The organism is Psychromonas sp. KJ10-10 (assembly GCF_047323245.1).
Taxonomy (GTDB): Bacteria; Pseudomonadota; Gammaproteobacteria; order Enterobacterales; family Psychromonadaceae; genus Psychromonas.
Genome location: NZ_CP178826.1, coordinates 1,171,342 through 1,192,145, shown reverse-complemented (window position 1 = coordinate 1,192,145; position 20,804 = coordinate 1,171,342). Strand labels below are relative to the sequence as shown.

The window sequence follows — 20,804 nt, the reverse complement described above, 5'->3', positions numbered from 1 at the left end:
CCATGGCAAATATTGATAAAAATTCCTATGCACACATGTTTGGGCCAACAACAGGGGATCGTGTTCGTCTTGCTGATACAGACTTATGGCTAGAAGTTGAAAAAGACTACACAACTTATGGTGAAGAAGTGAAATTTGGTGGCGGTAAAGTCATTCGAGATGGCATGGGACAAAGCCAAGCCTCTTGTCACGAAACTGTCGATTTAGTAATAACCAATGCCCTTATTTTAGATCACTGGGGTATTGTAAAAGCCGATGTGGGCATTAAAGATGGCCGTATCGCCATTATTGGTAAAGCCGGTAATCCTGACGTACAAGACAATATTGATATTGAAGTTGGTCCAGGCACTGAAGTCATTGCAGGTGAAGGACAAATTTTAACCGCTGGTGGTATCGATGCGCATATTCACTTTATTTGTCCACAACAAGTTGATGAAGCCTTAATGTCAGGTGTGACGACTATGATTGGTGGAGGCACAGGACCTGCAACAGGTACTAATGCAACCACCTGTACACCAGGGCCTTGGTATATTCATAAAATGTTACAAGCAACCAATGATCTACCGATGAATTTTGGTTTCTTAGGTAAAGGTAATGCTAGTTTACCAAAAGCGCTTGAAGAGCAAATCGAAGCTGGTGTGTGTGGCTTAAAACTACATGAAGATTGGGGCACAACGCCAGCGGCTATCGATAACTGTTTATCCGTTGCTGAACGTTATGATGTGCAAGTAGCGATTCATACCGATACCCTAAATGAATCTGGTTTTGTCGAAGATACCATTGGTGCCTTTAAAGGTCGTACTATTCATACTTATCATACTGAAGGTGCTGGTGGTGGTCACTCACCGGATATTATCCGCGCCTGTGGTGAAGCTAATGTATTACCTTCTTCAACCAATCCAACGCGCCCTTATACGGTTAACACCATTGATGAACATTTAGATATGTTGATGGTTTGTCACCACCTTGATCCTTCTATTCCTGAAGATGTTGCCTTTGCTGATTCGCGTATTCGTAAAGAAAGTATTGCGCGGAAGATATCATGCATGATTTAGGAGCTATCAGTATGATTTCCTCTGATTCACAGGCAATGGGTCGTGTCGGTGAAATGATCACTCGTACTTGGCAAACCGCGCATAAAATGAAACAACAGCGCGGGCCTTTAGCACCTGATACAGAGCGTAACGATAACTTCCGCATTAAACGTTATGTCGCGAAATATACTATCAACCCTGCGATCAGCCACGGTATTAGTCACGAAGTGGGTTCGATTGAAGTGGGCAAACTAGCAGATATCGTATTATGGAAACCTGCATTTTTTGGCATTAAACCAGCCATGATTATTAAATCCGGCTTTATTCGCTGCTGGCGCCAATGGGTGATGCAAATGCCTCGATTCCAACCCCACAACCTGTTTATTACCGCCCTATGTTTGGCTCTTTAGGTAAAGCGACAGCAAATATTGCTATGACTTTCCTTTCACAGGCGACGGTTGATAAAGGTGTACCGGAAAAAGCAGGCATGACACGCTTAGTGGGGGTATGTAAAAACACCCGTAATATTGGCAAAGACAATATGATACATAATAGTTGGCAACCAGAGATTACCGTCGATGCACAGACCTATGAAGTACGTGCCAATGGCGAGTTATTAACCTGTGAACCAGCAACTGAACTACCACTAGCACAGCGTTATTGTTTATTTTAAATATTGAAATCGGAAGAAGACATGTTACAAGCATTTGAAAGAATGGATCACACCCATGATGTGATCAGCGATAGCATCACCCTTGATCAAGATACGCGTAAAAAAGCACGTATTAAAGGCATCACGGATAAAGGCCAAGATATTGGCATTTTTATGGAACGTGGTCATCCTTTATTAATTGGTGAAGTATTAAAAACCGAATGTGGACTACTGATTGAAATAAAAGGCAAAGAAGAAGACGTATCAACCGCGATTGGCAGTGACTGGCTTACCTTTAGTAAAGTCTGTTATCACCTTGGAAATCGTCATACATCCTTGCAAGTAGGCGAATTATGGGTTCGTTTCAAACCCGATTACGTGCTTGAAGAATTGTGTGAAAAATACGGCCTAACAATTGATAAAACGCCCGCTATTTTTGAGCCTGAAAATGGTGCTTACGCTAAGAGTTCCAAAGGTCATAGTCATGGACATAGTCACGACCATGATCACGGGCACAGCCATGAGCACGGAAATAGCCATGCTCACTAATTCAGCACAAACAAACCAAGCACTAAAACTGCAACGCATTTTACAGTTATGCAGTGCAAATTTACCCGTAGGAGGTTTTTCTTTCTCACAGGGCTTAGAATTTGCCATTGAGAAACAATGGATTTCAGATGCAAAGTCTACTCAAGAGTGGATCACCTGTAATTTATTGCAGGGTATTGCACATACTGATCTAGCCATGATAAAACAGCTTTACAGTGCTTTAATAGAACATGACTTAGATTTATTTATTGAACATAATCAGTTGCTTATTGCATCACGAGAAAGTGCAGAGTTGCGTCTAGCTGATGTTGCAATGGGTAAAGCGTTAGTGCGTTTAATCAAGCAATTAGACAGTATTAATAGTGATGATTATCTAGACCATTTAAAACTTAAAGAGATCAGTTTTGTCAGCGCCTTTGCTTTAATTGCTTACCTTTGCCGGTTAGATTTATTAGAGGCACAAAGTGGTTTTTGTTGGACTTATATCGACAATCAAGTAGTCGCGGCCACGAAGTTAGTGCCTCTTGGTCAAACCCAAGCACAAAACATGTTATTTGCTCTCAGCGAGCAGGCTGAATTTGCAATTAGTATTGCTAACGCTTTAGCACTTGAAGAAGTGGGCGCCAGTTTGCCACGTTTAGCAATGGCCAGTGCTTGGCATGAAACACAATATACCCGATTATTTCGATCTTAATAACGCTCAAAAAGAAACTTACTATAACGAGAAAAACAATGAGAAAAAACAAATTTTACGAATTGGTGTTGGTGGTCCAGTCGGTAGTGGCAAAACAGCTCTACTAAGCACCCTATGTTTAGCCCTACGCGATAAATACAACATGGCGGTAGTAACTAATGATATCTACACCCATGAAGATGCGCAATTTCTGACTCGTAACAATGCACTTGCAGAGGATCGTATCATTGGCGTAGAAACTGGTGGTTGCCCACATACTGCGATTCGTGAAGATGCTTCTATGAACTTAGCGACCATTGATGAATTACAAGAACGCCATGCCGATTTAGACTTTGTATTAGTAGAAAGTGGTGGTGATAATTTAAGTGCAACTTTTAGCCCTGAGCTTTCAGACCTAACCCTGTATGTTATTGATGTTTCTGCAGGTGATAAAATTCCACGTAAAGGCGGGCCTGGTATCACAAAATCAGATCTATTAATTATTAACAAAATTGATGTGGCGGAGTTAGTTGGTGCATCTTTAGAGGTCATGGATCGGGATACTAAAAAAATGCGTGGTGACAAACCCTTTGTATTCAGTAACATGAAAACCCAACAGGGTTTAGATGACATTATTAAATTTATCGAAAAAGAAGGTATGCTAGGTATTTAGCACCAACAAAGCTTTCAATAACAGTATTTAACTAACAAGGAATAACTATGAAATTTTTCACTTTAATATTTGCGCTTTTCTTAACTAATCAAGCCATTGCACACCCTGGTCACGGTTTTGAAGATAATTTAATGCACTTTGTTTTCCATGCGCTTTTTTGGGCGTTAATCGGAAGTGTTGTTTATAAAGCGGTACGTTACTTTATGGCAAAAAAAGACATCAAAAAGCAATCATAATAAACTTTAAGCGCGTTAACATTTAACGCGCTTCTTTTGCTGAACCAGCAATACACCTATTAATTCCATGGTCAATCTTCACTAGCATGCTCCCCCTACTTCTTGTATAATTATTAGCTTGACGATTTAATCTACTAAATAAAGAGACAACAGATGGCGACAATTATAAAGACAGCAGATGAAATAGAAAAAATGCGCATTGCAGGGCAACAAGTCGCTGACGTATTAACTATGATTGAACCTTACATTCAGGTTGGTGTAACCACTAATGAATTAAATCAACGTTGTCATGATTTTATCGTTAATGAACAGAAAGGTATTCCTGCTCCATTAAATTACCATGGTTTTCCAAAATCTATCTGTACCTCTTTAAACTATGTAGTCTGCCATGGCATTCCTAACGATAAACCCTTAAAAGATGGTGATATTGTTAATGTTGATATTACTGTTATTCAGAATGGGTTTCATGGTGATACCTCTAAAATGTTTATGGTTGGTAACACCTCAATTTTAGCGAAACGTTTATCTCGTGTGGCACAGGAATGTTTATATATCGGCATCAAAATGGTTAAACCTGGTGCTCGCTTAGGTGACATTGGTCGTCGCGATTCAGAAACACGCTGAAGATCATAACTATTCCATCGTACGTGAATATTGTGGACATGGTATTGGTGCGGGTTTCCACGAAGAGCCACAGGTTTTACATTATGGAAAAAAAGGCACAGGCGAAGTTTTACAAGCAGGCCAGTGTTTCACCATTGAACCAATGATCAATGCGGGAAAACGTAATTGTAAAGTGCTACGAGATGAGTGGACTGTGGTTACCAAGGATAAAAAATTATCAGCACAATGGGAGCATACTTTATTAGTGACAGAAACAGGTGTTGAAATCTTAACGCTACGCCCTGAAGAAACGATAGAGCGAATTATTAACCACAACTAGAAAAACATAACTATAATTATTCTAACGCTTCATCACTAAGCACCCTTGTTTGGGTGCAATTCGTACCTAACCACAGAGGTAACCATGGATTTCGAAAGCTTTTCTCCTGTTAATATCAAACCAGATAACTTTACCATTCCCTACCTCAAGCGACATATCCAAGACTTTAGTGACTGGCAAATCGAAGCATTTAAAAATAAATATGATATTACCCAGCTGGTAGAATTAAGAGCACGTTATATTGACGAATTATTAATACAACTATGGGATTTTGTTGGACTAAGTGAAAGTTATGACCTTTCTTTAATTGCCGTAGGCGGTTATGGACGAGGGGAATTACATCCAAAATCTGATATTGATCTATTAATTCTTTCTGACTCAGGTTTTAGCCAACAATCAGAAGCCAAAATAAGTGAATTAATTACCCTGTTATGGGACTTAAAACTAGATATTGGGCAAAGCAGTTCGCACACTCAATGATTGTTACGAGCAAGGCAAAACAGATATCACTGTTGCGACCAGTATGCTCGAAGCTCGTTATTTAGTAGGTAATGAAGATACCTTTGATAAGTTACAAAGTTTATTAGAAAGTGAAACCTTCTGGCCTTCAGAGCAATTTTTTATTGCTAAAAAAGAAGAACAACAGGCTCGCCATGAAACCTGTAATGGTGACGGTTATAGCCTAGAGCCTGATATTAAAAATGGTACCGGTGGATTACGTGACATTCAAACTGTCGCTTGGATATCTAAGTGTCACTTTAATGTAAACAGCCTGTTAGACTTAACTAGCTTTAATTATATTACCCCTGCTGAGTATCGCGAGCTGTCCGACTGTCAAACATTTTTATGGACTATTCGCTTTGCATTACATGTAGTGACCAAACGCCCGGATAATCGTCTGTTATTTGACTTTCAAAGCGATGTGGCAAGCATACTCGGTTATAGAGGGGAAGGTAACCAAGCCATTGAGCATATGATGAAGGATTTTTATCAAACTATTCATCGCGTTAAAGAGCTCAATGAAATGTTATTACAATACTTCGATGAAGCGATTCTAGGGAACCTGAACCAACATATCGAAACAATAGATAAGCACTTTCAGCTTCGCGACAATATGATAGAGTTAAAAACATTAACACTATTTAATGATCGCCCTGAAATGATCCTGCAACTGTTTTTACATATTGCTAAGGATCCTCGTATTATTGATGTCTACTCCCCTACCATACGAGAGTTACGTGAAGCACGCCGTTGCTTGACACAATGGTTACAAAATATTCCAGAGTGTCGCACTATTTTTATGGAGATATTAAAGCACCCTCGTGGCATGGGGCTCGCTTTTACCCTTTTACATGAATATGGTATTTTAGGCGCTTATATCCCCCAGTGGAGCCGTATTGTTGGGCAAATGCAATTTGACCTCTTTCATGCCTATACCGTTGATGAGCATACACACAGGTTAATCAAAAATATTTATCGTTACCCTGAAAATAAAGCATCCTTTCCCCTTACTCATGAGATTTATAGTAATTTAGAAAACCCTGAGCTACTATTTTTAGTCGCTATTTTCCATGATATTGCTAAGGGCCAAAAGGGAGACCATTCAACACTTGGTGCCGTCGATGCAAGGGCTTTTTGTGAGTTACATGGACTAAGTCAGAGCGATAGTAAATTTGTTGCATGGTTAGTGAAAGAGCACTTAACCATGTCAGTAACCGCACAACGTCGAGATATCAGCGACCCACGTGTAATAACAGAATTTGCAGAAAAAGTTGGCGATGAAAAACATCTTAATTTCCTATGCTGTCTAACCGTCGCAGATATTTGTGCGACCAATGAAGGCACTTGGAATAGCTGGAAAGGTACTTTAATGAGAGAGCTTTATTATAGTACCCAAAAAGCACTACGCAGAGGACTTGAAAACCCTCGCCATATCCGAGTTAAAATACTTAATAGAAAAGCGAAAACTTTAGGTTTATTGCTTGAGCAAGGTATTACCGAAGAGTCTATTTTACCGCTTTGGAAACGCTTTAAACTTAATTATTTCTTCCGATATAACTCTGCGCAAATTGTTTGGCATACAGTCAATTTATTAAAGCATCAAGATCATAGTCAGCCTATGGTATTGATCAGCGATCAAAATGAACGTGGTGCAACTGAGATATTTGTTTACCACAAAGATATGCCTGCACTATTTTCATCTGTTGTGACAGAAATAGATAACAAGAAACTCAGTGGTTCATGATGCACAAATCCTTTCTAGTCGAGACGATTTTTCACTTAGTACTTTTACTGTTTTGGAAGAAGATGGGGAGCATATTGACCCAGATAAAATTCAACGTTTAAAACGTGCTATTGAAATGGCATTAATCGCACCTGAAAAAGTTAATATTCAACAAACTCGTTTAACACGTATTAAACGTCAATTTAAATTTGAACCTAAAGTGACCTTTTTACCAACTAAGCGTAAACGTACTCAAATTGAATTAGTCGCCTTTGATGCTCCGGGGATCTTAGCCGATATTGGTGATGTTTTTTGCAGTAGTGGTTTAATGCTACACACTGCAAAAATAACAACAATAGGCGAACGAGCTGAGGATTTATTTATCGTTTCAACGGAAGATGGCGATGAATTAACAAAACAGCAGGAAGAAAATTTAAAAGCTAACTTGATAGCAGAATTGAGTCCGGAATAAAAGTCAGCTTTCAGCCATTAGCTGTCAGCGGTCAGTTTAAAGATAGCTTCTAGTTTCGAGCGACGAGCTTCGAAGATCTAACCTGAGATTCGAAGCTAACAAACTGGTAGCTCGTAGCTCAATCAAACAACACAAAATCATGTGGGATAATGGTCAGTTCAACTTTATCCCCAACCTGATAGTTATCCTGTTGATGATTATGCTGTACTAAATAAGCCTTTTCTTTAAAGCTCACTGTTATCAACTGAAAAGCACCTAGAAACTCTATTTCTTGAATAATTGCTTGACCATCAGTAGTAGCATGTAATGCTAATTTCTCTGGGCGAACCAGTAATTGCATACTTGTACCTGCAGTCGCTTTAATGCTCAAATTACTCTTTAATAAGCCAAAATCAGATTGGTAATCTTCTGTACTATTAACAGTGACATCAACATAATTGCTTTTTCCCATAAACTCCGCAACATAACGTGACTCAGGGAAATTATATAATTGCTCTGGTTTACCCATTTGAATAATCTTTCCCGCTTTCATTAATGCAATTTTATCGGCAAAGGCGAAGCCCTCTTCCTTTGAGTGAGTAACAAACAATGCACTCATCGATCTCATTTTTTAATAATAGGCGGATTTCTTTAATCAATTGAAAACGAACATGTTGGTCAAGATTAGAAAAGGGTTCGTCCAATAACATCAAATCAGGTTGATAAGCCAAGGCACGTGCAATGGCAATACGCTGTTGTTGACCACCGGATAATTGATGTGGAAAACGTAAGGCATATTCACTTAATTGCACAAGCGATAATACCGATTCAACCATGTTAGCTTTTTCGGCTTTAGTCATGTCTGTTAATGAAAAAGCAACATTATCAAACACATTAAGATGTGGAAATAATGCGTAGTCTTGAAAAATCAGCCCTACTTTTCGTTCTTCAGGAGACATTTTAATCTTTTCATTATCCACGATGCGATTATTGATACGCACCTCACCTGAGACCTCTGCCTGTAAACCTGCAACGGCACGTAAAAGCGTTGTTTTTCCGCAACCACTTTCACCTAATAAACAAACAATTTCATTATCTTGTAAATCAATATCAAGGTTTTTTAGAATGTGATTCTTTTGGTAAAAACAATTTAAATCTTTAACCACTAACGCAGACATTATTAGTCCTTCTCTAACAGGCGATTAACAACAATAAAAGGGATTAATCCCATTAACACAATTAACAAGGCTGGTAAGGCGGCATATTCTATCATTTCATCAGAAACAAACTGATACACATAGGTTGCTAATGTTTCAAAATTAAAGGGCCGTAATAACAGAGCAGTAGGTAGCTCCTTCATTGATTCAATAAAAACAAGAATAAAGGCGGTTAGCATTCCTCGCTTGATAAGCGGTAAATTAACCCGTCGAATTGTTTGTAATGTACTTTGCCCTAATGAACGAGCGAGCAAGGTCAAGCGTCGGAGAAACCTGTGCTAAGCTACTATCGATACTGCCAACAGCAATTGCACTAAAACGCATTAAATAACCAAATACTAAGATAAAAATTGAACCTGAAAACAATAATCCCACACGTGAAAAGCCATATTCAATTAACTGACGGTTAATCCATAAATCTAAACTAGTAAATGGGATCAACACTCCAATAGCCACCACAGTACCAGGAACGGCATAACCAAGTGACGATAATCGAATTGACATCTTCGCCAGTATTCCTGGACTTAATCGTTGATAAAAGTTAACTAATATCGCCACAACCAAAGCTAATGACGCGACAATGCTTGCCAACCAAAAGCTATTTAAGGTAAATAACCAAAGCTTGATATTTAATGACTCTTTAAAATAACCCACTGCATAATAAACTAAAATGCCAATTGGTAGCATAAAGGCAAAAAATAATAAGCCCCATAAAAAAGTAAATACAGCCCACTTTTTCCAACCATTTAAGGTAAAACGTAATTCGGTATGAGTCGCGCCACTGCGTTGATAAATTTTTTGTTTGCGTCGACTGCTACTTTCTAAACTAATTAGAATCACTAAAACGAGTAACATCAGCGATGATATTTTAGGCGCCGTTGCTAAACTGCCTAATTCAAGCCAAGTATTATAAACCGCTGTTGTCAGAGTATTAACTGCAAAATAATTTACCGTCGCAAAATCACCTAAGGTTTCCATTGCAATCAATGATAATCCCACCGCCAAAGCAGAGCGTGATAAGGGAAAAGAAACACGTCTAAATGCCTGTACTGGTGATAAACCTAAGTTTCTTCGTTGCTTGAAACAACCCGCCTGATTGGCTTAAAAATGCCCCTCTTAATAATAAATAAAGGTAAGGGTAAAGTGACAAACTTAAAATAAGAATGGCACCATTAACGGTACGAATATCAGGAAAATAGTAATCACTAACCAACTTCCAATCCATCAAGTTTCTTATAAAGTGCTGAACTGGGCCACTAAAGTCTAATAGGTCAGTATAAACAATGGCGATAATATAGGGCGGAAGTGCCAAGGGTAACATTAATGCCCATTGCAAGGTTTGCCGGCTTGGAAATTTACAACAGGCAATAAACCACGCACTCGGTAAGGCAAAACAAAAACTAACCAGCATGACACCGGCAATAACATTAAGTGTTGTAAAAGTATAATCCCATAAAACCGTATCGATAATATGTTGAAAACTACCATTCTCATCAACGGAAAAAGCACTCATGACGAGTGCTAATATAGGCATAACTAACAAAAAAGTTACTCCAAGAGGGAGTAACTTATAAAAAGAAAAGGTTTTAGAGATCAAACTTCACTTCATCCAATAATTTAACCGCATCATGATGATGCTTCGCAATTTCATCTAGTGAAATAGTATCCGCCTTAAATTCTCCCCAAGAGGCAACTAATTCAGAAGGTTTAACATTCTCTTTCACTGGATACTCATAGTTAACTTCTGCATACATTTGCTGTGCAACATCATCTGATAAAAACTCCATCAATTTAATTGCATTGTCTTTGTTCGGAGCATATTTAGTTAACACAACACCACTCACATTAACATGCGAACCCGTTGTTTTTTGGTTTGGAAAGTTAATGTTTACAGCCTCTGCCCAACTTATTTGTTGTGGATCGGCTAACATTTTACCAAGATAGTAACTATTACCTAACGCATAATCACAAAGGCCATCTTTTATCGCTTTAACCTGTGCACGGTCATTACCTTGAGGTTGACGAGCAAGATTTGCTTTTAAGCCTTTAAGCCACTCTCTTGCATCAGACTTTCCTTCATGTGCAATAACTGAAGCCACTAAAGAAACATTATAAGGATGTTTACCAGAACGGGTACAAATTTTTCCTTTAAATTCAGGAGAAGCAAGATCTTGATAAGTAATATCAACAGGGCCAACACGATCAACAGCAGAATAAATATTACGTACACGTGTAGTTAATGCAAACCATTCATTTTTAGGATCACGATATTGCTCAGGAATATTTGCTCTTAACACTTTACTTCTAACCGGCTGTGTCAATGATTCATATTTTAATTGAGCAAGACGGCTAATATCAGTGGTTAATACTAAATCGGCAGGAGAAAGCTCTCCTTCACGCTTAACACGCTCAATCAGACCTGAACTTGCAAATAAAATATTGACTTTCACACCTGTTTCTTTTGTGAATTTTTCCATAATCGGCTCAATTAAAAAAGCTTGACGATAGGAGTAAATATTTACTTCTTCAGCAAGAGTTGATAGTGAAGCCGTTGTTAATGCAATAATAGCCGCACTTTGAGTCAATAATTTTTTCGCAAACATATTTTTTCCAAATAGTAGTGATTAATTGCCAAGCATTTTAATGATAATGATTCGCGTTTGCAAGTCGTTTATAAATTCTTTCTTGAGTCTTGATACTGATTATTCGCTAAGCTCACCATTTTAAGTATACTGACAACAAATTTATCATAGAGGCATTAGCATGGAAAAGATTGTACAAGAAGTGATCAGTGCAGTGGGCGGAACAGAAAACATTAATCATTGCACCAATTGTCTGACACGTTTACGTTTATTACTAAAGGACGAAAGTCTCGTCGCAACTAAACAAGTAAAAGCAATTAAAGGCGTATTTGGTGTTGTACAAGCGGAGGGACAATATCAGATTGTATTAGGCCCGAAAAAAGCACAACAGGCGACTGAGTTAGTAAAAACACAAATAACATAACCATGAAGTACATGGATGTACTTCATCAATAAACTTTAAGTTTTTATTATGCGGGTAATGCAATACCTTGGTCTTTCATTCTTGCTAATTTATATCGTAAAGTACGAGGACTAATGCCTAATAACTCAGCAACATCTTTACGCTTACCGGCACAATTTTTAAGTGCCTGAAGAATGATTTTTTGTTCTTGATCCTTTAAACCTTTTCCTAATACTGGCGACTCGGGAATTGGCTCTGCAGGTACTTCTATGACTCTCGTAACAACATCTTCTGTTCGCGCTTCAGGTTGCTCAACCTCTGCACAAATATGCTCAAATTGTCCATCTTCCAAAATCAAAGACTGCACGTCAATATTTTGACCGTCACATAATATTAATGCACGTTGCATTACATTATCTAATTCACGCACATTGCCTGGCCATGGATAAGCTAATAATAAAGACTCCGCTTCTTTATTTAGCTCTGGAATAGGTTGAGCTTGCTCTAAAGCATGACGCGCTAATAAATGAGTTGCTAAAGGAATAATATCGCCAACACGTTTATTTAAAGGTAACCACTGTAATGGAAATACATTTAAACGATAATAAAGGTCTTCTCTAAAAATGCCCTCTTCTACAGCTTTTTTCACATCACGGTTACTGGTAGCAATCACACGAATATTTAGTTTAATGGTTTTGCGAGATCCGAGGCGCTCAACCTCTCTTTCCTGTAAGACACGCAATAATTTAACCTGTAACTCTAATGGCATTTCGGTAATTTCATCTAATAAAATAGTGCCATCCTGTGCTTGTTCAAACTTACCCGGGCAGGCTTGTACGGCACCGGTAAAGGCTCCTTTTTCATAACCAAAAAGCGTTGCTTCAAGCATATTTTCTGGGATAGCGAGCACAGTTAATGGCCACAAAGGCTTCTTCACTTCGTGATGACTGATCATGCAAATAACGAGAAAGTACTTCTTTACCGCTACCACTTGGGCCAGTGATCATCACAGAGGCATCACTTAATGCAACTTTACCAGCCATTTTGAACATTTTTTTAGTACTTGCATCACCATAAATTGGCGTACAAGACTCAACTTTATTAACTGGCGCGTAACGACTTACTTGGCTTAATAACACTTCAGGTGAAAATGGTTTTGCTAAATAATCAATGGCACCGTCTCGAATAGCATTTACTGCATCTCCTATCGTTGCGTAGGCAGTCATTAATAACACCGGTAGGCTTGGAAATTTGTCTTTAATATTTTGCAATAAAGTTATCCCAGACATCCCCCCATTTGAATATCACTGATCACCATATCAAAACTTTGTTGATTTAAAGCCACTAGCGCGACTTCACCGCTATCGACTTCAACACATTGGTAACCTGCCAATAATAAAGTATCTATGAGGGCTTCACGTAAGCCAGAGTCATCTTCAACAACTAATAATTTACCTTGTGACATATTAACCCCTACCACTTTATTGATCGTTTCTTGTTTATAATCACCGACACGGTGTAATGGTAAAACTAAAGTAAAGCAACTACCCTTTGTAAACTCTGATTTCACCTCTAAAGTGCCTTTATGAGCCTGCGCAATAGATTGAACAACCGCTAAACCCAAACCAGTACCTTGTGGTTTAGTGGTATAAAATGCTTCCATTACCTTAGCAATTTGGCCTTTTTCAATGCCAGGGCCATTATCCATTACAGATATTTCAACCTTATCTTCTCCACGACGTTGAGTACTAATATATAATTGAGCTTTATGTCCAGTCGCTTCCACTGCATTAGATATTAGATTAGTCATTGCACTGGCTAAGGCGCTTTTATTAGCCATAATAAGTAAATCGGGATCTGGTAATCGGCACTGTAAACGTCCATCAACCTGTTGCAACATGGTTTCGCTGGCATCTTTAACTTCTTCAAGTAAGGTCAGTAAGGAAACCTCTTCTATAATTTTTTGTTCTCCGCTACGAGCAAACAGCAACATGTCATTCACTTGCGTCTCTAAATCATTCAAACGATTCATTAACTTACCCTGAAAACGTGAACGAGCGCTTTCCGTTAACGTTTTATTAGCAAGGTTCGCACCGTATAACATAGCAGACGGACAAAGGAGTTCTGATTTGATGAGCAAGAGAAGCCACCATTTTACCTAGAGAAGATAAACGCTTAAGCTTAGCGACATGCTCTTGAAGTTGTCTGGTATCGGTAAGATCTGTTAATAGAATAAGCTGGCCGAGTCGCCCCTTCAATGAAGAGATAGATAATTGAATACGTCGACCATTTTTAAGAGATATTTCATGACCATCATCATTTTTGGGAGCAAATGAGCGACTAATAATATCACTCCACATAATGCCCTCTAGAGGCTCGCCTAATAGTGATAATGCGACTCGATTTGCTTGCTCAATAACACCATTACCATCAATAACAATTAAACCGGATGGCAATTCATTATAAAGTTGCTCTCTATAAGCGACCTGTGCACGTAATTGTTTAAGCTCTCCAAAAAAAGCTCTTGCTCCAACGCTAATAAAGGCACTTCATTTTGTTTAATGGGTTTTGAGTTAAAATTAGTCATGTTATCACCTGCTTAAAATATGCTCCTAGCAAGCTATTTAGCAGTATTTATGCCAACACGAAATTACCCTTTACTAACATGATGTTAAAATTCAACCGCCACAAAAATGACAGCTAAAAAAGCCCAAGTGAATGGGCTAATTATGGTGCAATAATCGAGAGAAGTTTAACCGTCTTTATTGACCCCATATTTTTTCATTTTTTCAACTAATGTAGTACGGCGCATAGACAATAAATCTGCTTGCATGTGATACAACCCCGTCTTGACTATCTAATGCTTGACGGATCATTTCAATTTCAAATTCAGTTATTTTATCTTTTAAGTTCATCCCTTCACTTGGAAGGTGACCAAGAAATCCCTGTGGTTCATCAAATACTTCAGACTCATCAGCAAGCAGAGGTGCATCCCCAAACATACCAGATAATGCATCTCGTTCAGCCATCGACTCTTCTTCTTCACTGTATTGAATTTTATCAATAGAGTCACCCTGTGCATCCACGTAACGGTATTTAACAGGAAGATCACTTAAATCGACAATTTTATTAGCATGTAAAATCAATAAACGTTCTAATAAATTAGACAATTCACGCACATTACCAGGCCAGTTATGTTGCATTAAAGAGTCCAGAGCACGCTGTGTAAAACGTAAGGTCGCCTTATGATCCGTTTCAAGTCTTGATAATAACTCCTGTAATAAAAGCGGAATATCTTCCTGACGATCACGTAATGCAGGTTTTTCAATAGGAAAAACATTTAAGCGATAATAAAGATCTTCCCTAAATTCATCTTTTTCAATCAGCTCTTCTAAATTACGGTGAGTCGCGACAACAACACGTACATCTGCCGGTATTGATTTTGTCCCACCAACACGTTCAAAGGTACGTTCCTGTAATACACGTAAAAGCTTTACTTGCATCGGCATTGGCATATCACCGATTTCATCTAGGAAAATAGTTCCACCAGCAGACTAATTCAAATCGCCCTTTTCTCGCGGAGAATGCCCCAGTAAAAGAACCTTTTTCATGGCCAAACAGTTCACTTTCTAATAACTCAGCAGGAATTGCTCCACAATTGATTGGCACAAAAGGCCCTTTTTTACGATTAGATACTTCATGAATAGCACGAGCAACCACTTCTTTACCTGTTCCTGACTCTCCTAGAATAAGCACATTCGCTTTACTATCTGAAACTTGCTCAATCAGATAACGAATTTCTTGGATACGTAAGCCACGCCCTACCAAGGATTTAGTAAGGTAACTACTAGCTTTCTGCAACTGTTTACCAGGATTATGAAAGGACTGACAATAATGCAATAACTGCGTTAATTGTTTATAAACAATTGGCAGGGCCAACACACCAAGGTGATTATTTTTAAGCTCACATTCCTCCTCACCATTACCTAACGTGAGGACAGGCACTTGTTTAAAACGACTTAAAAACGATTCAGCATCATCGCCACCATAAATAACTGTTAGCGGAGCGCAGTCGTTGATTCGAGTTAATAACTCTTCTTGTTCAACCACATCACCTTGCTCACCAATAAAATGTAAGACTGCTTTTATTATTTCGGACTGTTTCGGCTCAATATCAACCAAATAAACAGGGGCTCTTTGCTTGCATAAAATTCACTCGTGAAATATAATTACTGCCAAGTTTAGGACACTTTTTAGGAATTGCATATTAATAAAGTCAAAAACATGACTATGACCATATAATGGCACTTGCATTAGGCATTGTTTAATAAGGAAACAATGCGACTTAGGTGAAAATATTAAAAAGTGGAATAAATTTTGCTTTGGTTTATATTAAGTTGCAAACACAGTGCACTAAATCAAAATATTAGGTCAAATAAGCCCTAGTTATTATAAAAAAGATGCATTTATAAAAAGCAGACGTAAACTAACTTATATATAAAACGCAGTAAGGAAACAGATTATGCGCCGATCTCTTCAGCAATACCAAAATGCTAATATGACACACATAGAACAAGCCGACCCTCACACGCTTATCTCATTAGTCATGCAACATATTCTTGGTAATTTAGCGTGACAGAAAAGGCGCCATGTCACGCAAAGATTTCCAAAACAAAAGTAAAGCAATTTCTAAAGTCATAGGTCTAATTGGTGAATTACAAGATAGTTTAGACATGGAAAAAGGTGGGGAACTATCAATTAACCTATTTAATTTATATGCTTATATGAATACTCAAGTCACCAAAGCAAATTTAAATAACGACCCTGAATTATTAACTGAAGTGGCTGGTCTCATTACTGAAATAAAATCAGGTTGGGATGGTATTCCGCAAGATATAAGACAACAATATAATAAGTAATGCTAAGTAGAAACTGAGAAATATCAATGAGCAATATCCAAGCACAGCTTGATCAGTTATTTGAACTTGAAAAACAACTCAATATTTTTCTAAATAATGAAGAATATGAACAGTTTCAAGAGCAACAAGTTGTTTTTACCAACAAAATACAAGCCTTATTAGATACTCATTCACAAGAGGATCTGATAAGCATCCTTAAGCCTCTCAAGCAATTACAAAATAAGCTGGCTCAATTAGAAGAGCGTTCTGCAGATTGTTCTAAACAATTAAAAGAAAAGTCTTTAGTATTAAAACGTAACAAAAAAATAAAAGCGTATAAATAAATTAAATAATTAGCAAAATTAAAAGGGTAATTATGTTTAATAATCAATCTATATTGATAACTGGTGGAACAGGCTCTTTTGGCAAAAAATATGTCAAAACCTTAATAGAGCGTTATAAGCCTAAAAAAATCATAATATACTCACGTGATGAGCTAAAACAGTTTGAAATGCAACAAACGTTCAACGCACCTTGTATGCGTTACTTCATTGGTGATGTACGTGATAAAGAACGCCTAACACAGGCAATGAATGGCGTAGATTATGTTATTCATGCGCAGACGATGAAACATGTACCAGCTTCTGAATATAATCCGACTGAATGCATTAAAACCAATATTAATGGTGCAGAAAACGTTATTTATGCGGCTTTAAAAAATAATGTTAAAAAAGTCATTGCACTTTCCACAGACAAAGCGACTAACCCGATCAACTTATACGGTGCGACTAAACTCGCTTCCGATAAACTCTTTGTTGCGACTAATAATATGTCGGGGGGCCATCAAACCCATTTCTCAGTAGTACGCTACGGTAATGTAGCCGGTTCACGTGGTAGTGTAGTCCCCTTTTTTGAAAAATTAATAATTGACGGAGCGACAGAAATTCCAGTCACGCACCCTGATATGACACGCTTTTGGATCACCCTGCAAGACGGAGTCGACTTTGTATTAAAAAACTTTTCGCGTATGTTAGGCGGTGAAATATTTGTACCTAAAATTCCTTCTATGCGAATTATGGATCTCGCCAAAGCAATGGCCCCCTCACTGGAAATCAAAATAGTGGGAATTAGACCAGGCGAGAAAATGCATGAAATAATGTGTCCTGCTGACGACTCTTACCACACTTATGAATACCTAGACCACTTCATTATTGCACCGGCAATCAAATTTTTTAATCGCAGTAATGACTTTACTGAAAATAACCTTGGAGAATCAGGCAAACTTGTTGAACACGGCTATGAATATAACTCTCAGAGTAATACCCATTTCTTAACGCCATCAGAATTATTAAAACTGAATGAGTTAATAGAAGAATGATCCCCTACGGTAAACAAGATATTAACCAGCAAGATATAGATTATGTGGTTAAGGTATTAAAGTCCGACTTCTTGACCCAAGGCCCTCAGGTTCCTCTTTTCGAAAAAAAGATAAATGAAATAACACAAAGCCAATATGCGGTTGCAGTAAACTCGGCAACCTCGGCATTACATATCGCATGTTTAGCACTAAATGTTGGTAAAAATGATATTGTTTGGACGAGTCCAATCACTTTTGTTGCCAGTGCTAATTGCGCTTTATATTGTGGAGCCAGTATCGATTTTGTAGATATTGACCAGCAAACTTATAATATGTGCCCTGTTAAATTAGAAAAAAATTACAACAGGCTAAACAACAAAATAAACTACCCAAAGTTGTGATTCCCGTTCATTTAGCGGGGCAATCATGTGATATGGAAAAAATTTACCAACTTAGCCTAGAGTATGGCTTTAAGATAATAGAGGATGCTTGCTCATGCAATCGGTGGATTTTATCAAGATAAGCCAATCGGAAATTGTCGATATAGCGATATCACTGTGTTTAGTTTTCACCCCGTTAAAATAATCACAACAGCCGAAGGTGGTATTGCAACCACAAATAATTCAGACCTAGCGATGACAATGCAAAGACTTCGATCTCACGGTATTACTCGTGATGAGTCATTAATGACAGAAGCATCACATGGTGACTGGTACTATCAACAGCTTGAATTAGGCTTTAATTACCGCATGAGTGAATTGCATGCTCGCATTAGGAGTAAATCAATTAAAACGTTTAACACAGTTTGTAGCTAAGCGAAAAGAAATTGCCGAAATATACAATCAAAAATTATCAGAACTGCCAATCATTCTACCTAAGCAATTAGCCACAACAGAATCTTCCTGGCACCTTTATATCATTCAGTTAGAACTAGATAAGATAGATAAAACTCATCAACTAGTTTTTAGTGAATTAAGAAAAAGTGGCATTGGCGTTAACTTGCATTATATTCCCGTGTATTTACAACCCTATTTTCAAGATTTAGGTTTTAAAAAAGGGGGTTTCCACTTGCCGAAAAATATTATAGCCAATCAATTAGTATACCTGTTTATGCGCAATTAACTGCTGAAATGCAAAATAAAGTCATAGAGACACTAAAGCAGGTATTATTATGAATATTGCAATTATTCCAGCTCGAGGTGGAAGTAAACGTATCCCACGCAAAAATATTAAACCTTTTTGTGGCAAACCATTAATTGCTTATTCCATAGAAACAGCCATTAAAAGCCAACTGTTTGAACGCATTATTGTCTCAACCGATGACCAAGAGATTGCAGAGGTTGCCATACAATATGGAGCAGAGGTTCCTTTTTTAGACCATCTGAGTTAGCGGATGACCATACAGGTACAGGAAAAGTTATTGACCATGCAATAAAAAAATTCAAGAATCCAATATAAAATATGATTTCATTTGCACCATTTACGCTACAGCCCCTCTTCTACAGACAAAATATTTAATTGAAGGTTACAACCAATTAAAGGACAGCCAAGCACAACAAGCTTTTAGTGTCACAAGCATGCCATTTCCAATCCAAAGAACATTTAAAATCACTAGTGATAATCGTTGTGAAATGTTTACCCCTGAATTCTTTACAGCAAGAAGCCAAGATTTAGAAGAGGCTTATCAAGATGCAGGACAGTTTTATTGGCAAAACTTAAATAAGAAGAGCACAAAAATCGGATTTAGTAGTGATTGCATTCCTATCATCCTGCCACGTTACTTAGTACAAGATATTGATACCCCCGAAGACTGGCTCCAAGCCGAGTTGCTATTCAATATAATTCAACAAAGAGAAAAAAATAATGCATTTTAATAAGACATTCTCAATAGAAGGCGTCGCTGTTGGTGAAGGCTGTAAACCTTATATTATTGCCGAGATGTCAGCGAATCACGGAAATGATATCAATACGGCTATTGAGATAATTAAGGTGGCAAAATCAGTTGGAGCCAATGCAATAAAGATACAAACCTATACCGCTGATACCTTAACTTTAAACTGCAAAGAGAAGAGTTTAAAGCATTAGGTGCTTGGAAGGGACAGTACTTATATGATCTTTACCTTGATGCATCAATGCCATGGGAGTGGACGCCAACACTCCAGAAAGTAGCAAAAGAAGTAGGTATTACACTATTTTCTTCTCCATTTGATTTTTCTTCCGTCGACTTCTTAGAAAAATGTAATATGCCAGCTTATAAAATAGCATCGCCAGAACTTATCGATCTTCCCCTAGTAAGAAGAATCGCACAAACAGGTAAACCCATCATCATGTCCACAGGAACGCAACGTTAAGTCAAATTAATGATGCTTGTACTGTAATGGTTGAAGAGAATGTTACTGATTTAGCAATACTAAAATGTACTAGTGAATACCCTGCATCTCCTAAAAATATTAATCTAGCAACAATTCCTCATTTAAAAGGCTTATATAATTGCCCAGTGGGGTTATCTGATCACACGCTCGGCTCAGCAATACCAATCGGCTCTGTTGCTCTAGGAGCCAATCTCATCGAGAAGCATTTTATTGTCAATCGAGAAGATACTACTGCTGATAGTTTCTTCTCTGCGACACCTGAAGAGTTAAAAGCAATTGTTGATGGTAGTAAAATGGTGTACGAGGCCGTCGGTAATGTTGAATACCCCGCCTTACCAAAGCAACCACAAAGGTCACTCATTACAATTAAAGATATGATAAAAGATGAACTTTTTATTGAAAATGAAAGCTTTAAAAGTATTAGACCCGGAGGAGGGATTGAACCCCGATATATTGAAATGATCAGAAATAGAAAAGCGAGCCAAAATATCCAAAAAGGGACGCTTTTATCCTGGGATATTATTGGAGGGTATTAATATT

19 protein-coding genes and 8 pseudogenes are annotated in these 20,804 nt (G+C 37.9%); 17 read left to right on the top strand and 10 right to left on the bottom strand.

Annotated features, from left to right (window positions below; translation table 11 throughout):
- The first annotated feature begins 2 nt into the window (after positions 1-2).
- The 9 genes and pseudogenes from ureC to ACLKMH_RS06845 all read left to right on the top strand — a co-directional run bounded on the left by ureC (position 3) and on the right by ACLKMH_RS06845 (position 7,456).
- Positions 3-1,707 (top strand): annotated as a pseudogene (gene ureC, locus ACLKMH_RS06885) (urease subunit alpha).
- A gap of 21 nt (positions 1,708-1,728) precedes the next feature.
- The gene (gene ureE, locus ACLKMH_RS06880) at positions 1,729-2,235 is read left to right on the top strand and encodes an urease accessory protein UreE (protein WP_413701388.1); all 507 of its coding nucleotides are present in this window, start codon (positions 1,729-1,731) and stop codon (positions 2,233-2,235) included.
- Positions 2,171-2,929 carry an urease accessory protein UreF gene (locus ACLKMH_RS06875; RefSeq protein ID WP_413701387.1) on the top strand — a complete coding sequence of 253 codons (759 nt, stop codon included), beginning with the start codon at positions 2,171-2,173 and terminating at the stop codon, positions 2,927-2,929. Before ureE ends, ACLKMH_RS06875 begins: the two co-directional genes overlap by 65 nt.
- A complete protein-coding gene (gene ureG / locus ACLKMH_RS06870; protein WP_413701386.1) occupies positions 2,895-3,581 on the top strand; it encodes an urease accessory protein UreG in 687 nt (228 codons plus the stop codon). The genes ACLKMH_RS06875 and ureG overlap by 35 nt, the downstream gene beginning before the upstream one ends.
- Before the next feature lie 47 nt (positions 3,582-3,628).
- On the top strand, positions 3,629-3,817 hold the full coding sequence (locus ACLKMH_RS06865) for a hypothetical protein (protein ID WP_413701385.1): 189 nt from the start codon (positions 3,629-3,631) through the stop codon (positions 3,815-3,817).
- 153 nt (positions 3,818-3,970) lie between these two features.
- Positions 3,971-4,760, top strand: a pseudogene (gene map, locus ACLKMH_RS06860) (type I methionyl aminopeptidase).
- An 84-nt stretch (positions 4,761-4,844) separates the two neighbouring features.
- The gene (locus ACLKMH_RS06855; protein ID WP_413701384.1) at positions 4,845-5,240 is read left to right on the top strand and encodes a nucleotidyltransferase domain-containing protein; all 396 of its coding nucleotides are present in this window, start codon (positions 4,845-4,847) and stop codon (positions 5,238-5,240) included.
- The gene (gene glnD, locus ACLKMH_RS06850) at positions 5,212-7,005 is read left to right on the top strand and encodes a [protein-PII] uridylyltransferase (protein ID WP_413701383.1); all 1,794 of its coding nucleotides are present in this window, start codon (positions 5,212-5,214) and stop codon (positions 7,003-7,005) included. Before ACLKMH_RS06855 ends, glnD begins: the two co-directional genes overlap by 29 nt.
- Positions 6,995-7,456, top strand: coding sequence for a hypothetical protein (locus tag ACLKMH_RS06845; protein WP_413701382.1), 462 nt, complete (start codon positions 6,995-6,997; stop codon positions 7,454-7,456). Before glnD ends, ACLKMH_RS06845 begins: the two co-directional genes overlap by 11 nt.
- Before the next feature lie 118 nt (positions 7,457-7,574).
- Here the strand turns inward: ACLKMH_RS06845 and ACLKMH_RS06840 are convergent, their stop codons facing one another.
- From ACLKMH_RS06840 to ACLKMH_RS06815, 6 genes are read right to left on the bottom strand one after another with little or no spacing between them, the layout of a single operon-like run.
- A complete protein-coding gene (locus ACLKMH_RS06840; RefSeq protein ID WP_413701381.1) occupies positions 7,575-8,054 on the bottom strand; it encodes a TOBE domain-containing protein in 480 nt (159 codons plus the stop codon).
- Entirely contained in the window at positions 7,999-8,613 is a 615-nt protein-coding gene (locus ACLKMH_RS06835) for an ABC transporter ATP-binding protein (RefSeq protein ID WP_413701380.1), read from the bottom strand. The genes ACLKMH_RS06840 and ACLKMH_RS06835 overlap by 56 nt, the downstream gene beginning before the upstream one ends.
- A gap of 2 nt (positions 8,614-8,615) precedes the next feature.
- Complete coding sequence (locus ACLKMH_RS06830; protein WP_413701379.1) at positions 8,616-8,906, bottom strand: ABC transporter permease; 291 nt, start codon at positions 8,904-8,906, stop codon at positions 8,616-8,618.
- Positions 8,854-9,651: an ABC transporter permease gene (locus tag ACLKMH_RS06825; protein ID WP_413701378.1), complete on the bottom strand. Its 798-nt coding sequence runs from the start codon at positions 9,649-9,651 to the stop codon at positions 8,854-8,856. Before ACLKMH_RS06825 ends, ACLKMH_RS06830 begins: the two co-directional genes overlap by 53 nt.
- 37 nt (positions 9,652-9,688) lie before the next feature.
- Entirely contained in the window at positions 9,689-10,195 is a 507-nt protein-coding gene (locus tag ACLKMH_RS06820) for an ABC transporter permease (protein WP_413701377.1), read from the bottom strand.
- Between the two features lie 43 nt (positions 10,196-10,238).
- Positions 10,239-11,255 (bottom strand): Fe(3+) ABC transporter substrate-binding protein, encoded by a 1,017-nt coding sequence (locus tag ACLKMH_RS06815; RefSeq protein WP_413701376.1) that lies wholly within the window; start codon positions 11,253-11,255, stop codon positions 10,239-10,241.
- A 160-nt stretch (positions 11,256-11,415) separates the two neighbouring features.
- Here ACLKMH_RS06815 and ACLKMH_RS06810 point away from each other — a divergent pair, with 160 nt between their 5' ends.
- Entirely contained in the window at positions 11,416-11,658 is a 243-nt protein-coding gene (locus ACLKMH_RS06810) for a PTS transporter subunit EIIB (RefSeq protein ID WP_413701375.1), read from the top strand.
- A 46-nt stretch (positions 11,659-11,704) separates the two neighbouring features.
- On the opposite strand, the pseudogene ACLKMH_RS06805 reads toward ACLKMH_RS06810, so the two are convergent.
- The 4 genes and pseudogenes from ACLKMH_RS06805 to ACLKMH_RS06790 form a co-directional block, all read right to left on the bottom strand.
- Positions 11,705-13,102, bottom strand: a pseudogene (locus ACLKMH_RS06805) (sigma-54-dependent transcriptional regulator).
- Between the two features lie 111 nt (positions 13,103-13,213).
- A pseudogene (locus ACLKMH_RS06800) lies at positions 13,214-13,447 on the bottom strand (ATP-binding protein); the annotation flags it as partial.
- 268 nt (positions 13,448-13,715) lie between these two features.
- The gene (locus ACLKMH_RS06795) at positions 13,716-14,093 is read right to left on the bottom strand and encodes a PAS domain-containing protein (RefSeq protein ID WP_413701374.1); all 378 of its coding nucleotides are present in this window, start codon (positions 14,091-14,093) and stop codon (positions 13,716-13,718) included.
- A gap of 296 nt (positions 14,094-14,389) precedes the next feature.
- Positions 14,390-15,849, bottom strand: a pseudogene (locus tag ACLKMH_RS06790) (sigma-54 dependent transcriptional regulator).
- A gap of 437 nt (positions 15,850-16,286) precedes the next feature.
- Between ACLKMH_RS06790 and fliS the strand changes: the two are divergent.
- From fliS to ACLKMH_RS06755, 7 genes and pseudogenes are all read left to right on the top strand, one after another.
- Positions 16,287-16,556 carry a flagellar export chaperone FliS gene (gene fliS / locus ACLKMH_RS06785; protein WP_413701373.1) on the top strand — a complete coding sequence of 90 codons (270 nt, stop codon included), beginning with the start codon at positions 16,287-16,289 and terminating at the stop codon, positions 16,554-16,556.
- 26 nt (positions 16,557-16,582) lie between these two features.
- Positions 16,583-16,879 carry a hypothetical protein gene (locus ACLKMH_RS06780; protein WP_413701372.1) on the top strand — a complete coding sequence of 99 codons (297 nt, stop codon included), beginning with the start codon at positions 16,583-16,585 and terminating at the stop codon, positions 16,877-16,879.
- 32 nt (positions 16,880-16,911) lie between these two features.
- Positions 16,912-17,913 (top strand): UDP-N-acetylglucosamine 4,6-dehydratase (inverting), encoded by a 1,002-nt coding sequence (gene pseB / locus ACLKMH_RS06775; protein ID WP_413701371.1) that lies wholly within the window; start codon positions 16,912-16,914, stop codon positions 17,911-17,913.
- A pseudogene (pseC, locus tag ACLKMH_RS06770) lies at positions 17,910-19,067 on the top strand (UDP-4-amino-4,6-dideoxy-N-acetyl-beta-L-altrosamine transaminase). The gene pseB and the pseudogene pseC overlap by 4 nt, the downstream one beginning before the upstream one ends.
- Positions 19,064-19,766 (top strand): annotated as a pseudogene (gene pseF, locus ACLKMH_RS06765) (pseudaminic acid cytidylyltransferase). The pseudogenes pseC and pseF overlap by 4 nt, the downstream one beginning before the upstream one ends.
- On the top strand, positions 19,756-19,977 hold the full coding sequence (locus tag ACLKMH_RS06760) for a hypothetical protein (protein ID WP_413701370.1): 222 nt from the start codon (positions 19,756-19,758) through the stop codon (positions 19,975-19,977). Before pseF ends, ACLKMH_RS06760 begins: the two are co-directional and overlap by 11 nt.
- Positions 19,950-20,800: pseudogene (locus ACLKMH_RS06755) on the top strand (N-acetylneuraminate synthase family protein). The gene ACLKMH_RS06760 and the pseudogene ACLKMH_RS06755 overlap by 28 nt, the downstream one beginning before the upstream one ends.
- Positions 20,801-20,804 lie beyond the last annotated feature (4 nt).

Excerpts from the sequence above, each read along its gene's own strand:
- ACLKMH_RS06760 (WP_413701370.1), top strand. The coding sequence starts at position 19,756 with ATGCATTTTAATAAGACATTCTCAATAGAAGGCGTCGCTGTTGGTGAA.
- ACLKMH_RS06835 (WP_413701380.1), bottom strand. The coding sequence starts at position 8,613 with ATGTCTGCGTTAGTGGTTAAAGATTTAAATTGTTTTTACCAAAAGAAT.
- ureG (WP_413701386.1), top strand. The coding sequence starts at position 2,895 with ATGAAACACAATATACCCGATTATTTCGATCTTAATAACGCTCAAAAA.
- ACLKMH_RS06855 (WP_413701384.1), top strand. The coding sequence starts at position 4,845 with ATGGATTTCGAAAGCTTTTCTCCTGTTAATATCAAACCAGATAACTTT.
- pseB (WP_413701371.1), top strand. The coding sequence starts at position 16,912 with ATGTTTAATAATCAATCTATATTGATAACTGGTGGAACAGGCTCTTTT.
- ACLKMH_RS06810 (WP_413701375.1), top strand. The coding sequence starts at position 11,416 with ATGGAAAAGATTGTACAAGAAGTGATCAGTGCAGTGGGCGGAACAGAA.
- ureE (WP_413701388.1), top strand. The coding sequence starts at position 1,729 with ATGTTACAAGCATTTGAAAGAATGGATCACACCCATGATGTGATCAGC.
- ACLKMH_RS06865 (WP_413701385.1), top strand. The coding sequence starts at position 3,629 with ATGAAATTTTTCACTTTAATATTTGCGCTTTTCTTAACTAATCAAGCC.
- fliS (WP_413701373.1), top strand. The coding sequence starts at position 16,287 with ATGTCACGCAAAGATTTCCAAAACAAAAGTAAAGCAATTTCTAAAGTC.
- ACLKMH_RS06815 (WP_413701376.1), bottom strand. The coding sequence starts at position 11,255 with ATGTTTGCGAAAAAATTATTGACTCAAAGTGCGGCTATTATTGCATTA.
- ACLKMH_RS06840 (WP_413701381.1), bottom strand. The coding sequence starts at position 8,054 with ATGAGTGCATTGTTTGTTACTCACTCAAAGGAAGAGGGCTTCGCCTTT.
- ACLKMH_RS06875 (WP_413701387.1), top strand. The coding sequence starts at position 2,171 with ATGGACATAGTCACGACCATGATCACGGGCACAGCCATGAGCACGGAA.
- ACLKMH_RS06780 (WP_413701372.1), top strand. The coding sequence starts at position 16,583 with ATGAGCAATATCCAAGCACAGCTTGATCAGTTATTTGAACTTGAAAAA.